Annotated in this window: 3 protein-coding genes; all 3 read right to left on the reverse strand. The window is 50.6% G+C overall.

The window, feature by feature from the left end:
• Positions 1–110: 110 nt before the first annotated feature.
• The 3 genes from FDX03_RS06850 to FDX03_RS06860 are packed head-to-tail and all read right to left on the reverse strand — an operon-like array spanning position 111 to position 3,171.
• Positions 111–869, reverse strand: coding sequence for an amino acid ABC transporter ATP-binding protein (locus FDX03_RS06850; protein ID WP_048213472.1), 759 nt, complete (start codon positions 867–869; stop codon positions 111–113).
• Positions 870–876: 7 nt separating this feature from the next.
• The gene (locus tag FDX03_RS06855; protein WP_048213471.1) at positions 877–1,980 is read right to left on the reverse strand and encodes an amino acid ABC transporter permease; all 1,104 of its coding nucleotides are present in this window, start codon (positions 1,978–1,980) and stop codon (positions 877–879) included.
• Between the two features lie 9 nt (positions 1,981–1,989).
• Positions 1,990–3,171: an amino acid ABC transporter permease gene (locus tag FDX03_RS06860; RefSeq protein ID WP_061068713.1), complete on the reverse strand. Its 1,182-nt coding sequence runs from the start codon at positions 3,169–3,171 to the stop codon at positions 1,990–1,992.
• Positions 3,172–3,220 lie beyond the last annotated feature (49 nt).

Genomic DNA, 3,220 nt, shown 5'->3' on the forward strand with positions numbered 1-3,220 from the left:
TTTTTGCGTCTTTAACGTATCACGGAAAAGAGGCCGGATACGCGTAAACGCTTTACCCGGCCCACGAGGTTGATATTTCTGTCGGTCTGATACGTGCAGGCAATTGGGCGTTAATGTATAACCTGCGATAAAAAGGCACGGGTTCGTTCGGATTTAGGATGGGCAAAAAATTCATCTGGAGGCGCCTGTTCGACAATCTCTCCAAGATCCATAAAGATCACCCGATCCGCTACCGTGCGGGCGAACCCCATTTCATGTGTTACACACAGCATTGTCATTCCCGATTGCGCCAGGCCAATCATCGTATCCAGCACTTCCTTTACCATTTCGGGATCTAACGCTGACGTGGGTTCGTCAAACAGCATGATTTTGGGTTTCATACACAGCGAGCGCGCAATAGCGACACGCTGTTGCTGACCACCGGAAATTTGCCCGGGATATTTATGTGCATGTTCAGCAATGCGGACCCGCTCAAGGTAGTGCATTGCCAGCACTTCGGCTTCTTTCTTCGGCATCTTTTGCACCCAAATAGGAGCCAGTGTGCAGTTTTGCAGAACCGTTAAATGAGGGAAAAGATTAAAGTGCTGAAAGACCATGCCAACTTCCTGTCTGACACGTTCGATATTGCGGATATCTTCGTTGAGCTCGATTCCATCCACGACAATACGCCCTTGCTGATGTTCTTCCAGATGGTTAATACAGCGAATAGTCGTCGATTTTCCGGAACCAGAAGGCCCGCACAATACGATACGTTCTCCCTGTTTTACCTGCAGGTTGATATTTTTCAGGACATGAAACTGCCCATACCATTTGTTGACGTTTTCCAGCGTAATCATCGCGTCAGTGGACGGCATTACTATTTGGCTCATAAATTCCTCAGTGCGGTGTACGCCCGGTGTTAAAACGTTTTTCCAGATGCTGGCTATAACGCGACATGCTGAAACAGAAAACCCAGTAAATCAGTGCAGCGAAAACATATCCTTCTGTCGACATTCCCAGCCAGGCCGGGTCGACAGTTGCTTGCTGGACGCTGCTAAAGAGATCAAACAGGCCGATGATAATGACCAGGCTGGTATCCTTGAATAGCGCGATGATGGTATTGACCAGGCCGGGAATGACCAGCTTCAGCGCCTGGGGAAGAATAACCAACCCCTGCGTTTTCCAGTACCCAAGCGCCAGTGATTCAGCCGCTTCATATTGACCTTTTGGTAAGGCCTGTAATCCTCCGCGTACCACTTCAGCAACATAGGCTGACTGGAAGAGAATGACACCAACCAGTGCCCGAATAAGTTTGTCGATAGTTGTACCCTCCGACATAAATAGCGGGAGCATGACTGAGGACATAAACAGGACGGTTATAAGCGGCACACCACGCCAGAACTCAATGAAAATGACCGATAAAACACGCACGATCGGCATATGAGAACGGCGGCCTAACGCCAGTAAAATGCCCCACGGAAGCGCGCCTGCAATACCCACGGATGCGATGATAAGCGTCAGTGTTAATCCACCCCACTGGCGAGTTTCTACGCGCTCAAGCCCGAAAAAACCCCCGTACATCAGCCACCAAACCACCACTGGATAAATGACGGCCCAGACGGCGATATAGCGGCCACGGTGGGGGATGATTTTCAAGAACATCGGGATGAAGGAAAGCAGACCAATAATCAGAGCCAGATTGACGCGCCAGCGTTGATCGTGTGGATACAGTCCATACATAAATTGCCCGAAGCGTTCATGGATGAAAACCCAGCAAGCCCCTGCTTTTGTACAATCGGCCCGGCTAGAACCGACCCAGTTGGCCTGCAGGAATGCCCAGTTCAACAGCGGGGGAAGGAACGACCAAATAAGCCACACGCATAGCAATGTGAGCAGGCTGTTTGACCAACTAGAGAACAGGTTTTTACGTACCCAAAATAGAATGCGACTTGCCTGGTTACTGCTCGGGCGCGCGGGGCGAGACAGCAGTGCTTTTGTCATCATGGCTCCTTAGCGCTCAATCAGTGCGATGCGGCGGTTATAAATATTCATCAACAGAGAAATGCTCAGGCTGATGATCAGGTACACCGACATGGTGATGGCGATAGTTTCGATGGCCTGTCCTGTTTGATTGAGCACAGTACCGGCAAACAATGACACCATATCCGGATAGCCAATGGCGGCTGCGAGAGAGGAGTTCTTGACGATATTCAGATACTGGCTGGTCAATGGGGGAATGATGACGCGCAGCGCCTGTGGGATGATCACCTGGCGCAGCGTTACCGGATTTGGCAGGCCCAGCGAGCGTGCTGCTTCATGTTGGCCATAAGGAACAGCCTGAATCCCCGCCCGGATAATTTCAGCAATAAACGCTGAGGTATACACCGAAAGCGCCAGCGTCAGGGCAGCCAGTTCGGGAATAAGCACCATACCGCCACGGAAGTTAAACCCGCGCAGTTCAGGGATATCCCAGTGCAGCGCCGCACCGAAAATCCAATGTGAAATCATCGGTAGAAACACGATTAGCATCAGGGCTGTTGGCCATGTTCGGCGCAACTGGCCTGTTTTGGTCTGGTGCATTTTGTTGAAGCGAAATAACCCAATGGTGATGATGACGGCAAGCATGATTGCGGCACAGAAGGTAATCAGACCTTCTCCCATCTGTGGTGCCGGAATGTAGAGCCCGCGATTGCTCAGAAAGACCAGATCCAGGGTACTAACAGCCTGCCGCGGTCCGGGCAAATTCCGCAATACGGCAAAATACCAAAAGAAGATCTGCAGCAATGGCGGGATATTGCGGAACGTTTCGATATAAATCGTAGAGAGCTTTCGTAGTAACCAGTTATCCGACAGCCGTGCCAGCCCGAGAAAAAAGCCGAGAAATGATGCGAAAACAATGCACAACGCAGAGACTAATAGCGTATTAAGCAGACCGACGATAAAGACGCGGCCATATGTATCGCCTTGCTCGTAATCAATCAGATGCTGGACGATACCAAATCCGGCACTGCGTTCGAGAAAAGAAAATCCCGAGGTAATACCGCGACTGCTCAGGTTATTAATGGTGTTATGAATGAGATAGATCGCAATGCTAACGACCGCAATCACAGCGAGTATTTGAAATAACCAGGCGCGGACCGCAGGGTTAGAAAAGGATAACGATCCTTTTACGTTTGAGCGGCGATGGGACATAAGAAAACCTCGGTAACTATGACTCTGGGCTGAGCGCCGCCGTTGCGGC

This window comes from Citrobacter sp. wls827, assembly GCF_005280875.1.
Taxonomy (GTDB): Bacteria; Pseudomonadota; Gammaproteobacteria; order Enterobacterales; family Enterobacteriaceae; genus Citrobacter; species Citrobacter youngae.